Source organism: Bacillus sp. 0102A (genome assembly GCF_036765155.1).
Taxonomy (GTDB): Bacteria; Bacillota; Bacilli; order Bacillales; family Bacillaceae; genus Bacillus; species Bacillus subtilis_G.
This window is the reverse complement of sequence record NZ_JBAIZW010000024.1, coordinates 1-610: the sequence shown is the minus strand read 5'-3', so window position 1 is coordinate 610 and position 610 is coordinate 1. Positions and strand designations below refer to the sequence as shown.

General features: G+C 56.4%; 1 protein-coding gene. It reads right to left on the bottom strand.

The window, feature by feature from the left end:
• Positions 1–610 (bottom strand): condensation domain-containing protein (locus V6D41_RS21385; RefSeq protein ID WP_333519569.1); only part of this gene is annotated, 610 nt, incomplete at both ends.

Genomic DNA, 610 nt, shown 5'->3' with positions numbered 1-610 from the left:
ATCTCCGAATTCCCGAATCAGAATGTTGACGGAAACACCGTCTGAAATCATGTGATGCATATCAACCAGCAACAGGTGCCGCTCATCTGATACCTGTACGATTTGGGCACGGAACAGCAGCGCTTGGGTGAGGTCAAACGGCTGGATAAACGCGGCTGCGGCTTCCTGTTCGGTTTGTTCGCCGAGGACTGCGGTCTGTAATGTAAACGGCACCTCGTCATGGATGCGCTGCACCGGCTCGCCGCCTTCGTCCTGTTCGAAGGATGTCCGAAGCGACTCGTGGCGCTTGATCAGCTCTTGGAAAGCCCTGTCCAGCCTTTCGGGGTCCAGCTTCCCTTCCAGCTCTAACACAGCCGGCATATTGTAGCCTGTGCCTCCGTCCTCCAGCTGCTGAAGGACATAAATCCGCTTTTGGGCGGAGGAAACCGGATAGGTCTCCCGCTGTTCCGCCGGCTTCATCGCTTCATAGGGACTGTCCGTTCCTTCACGGATAACGGAAGCGAGCCCTTCCACCGTCGGGTGGGCAAACACATCTTTCAGCGGCACCTGCACATCGAATTCTTTGGCGATCCGGGACACAAGCGCCGTTGCTTTTAAGGAATGTCCTCCG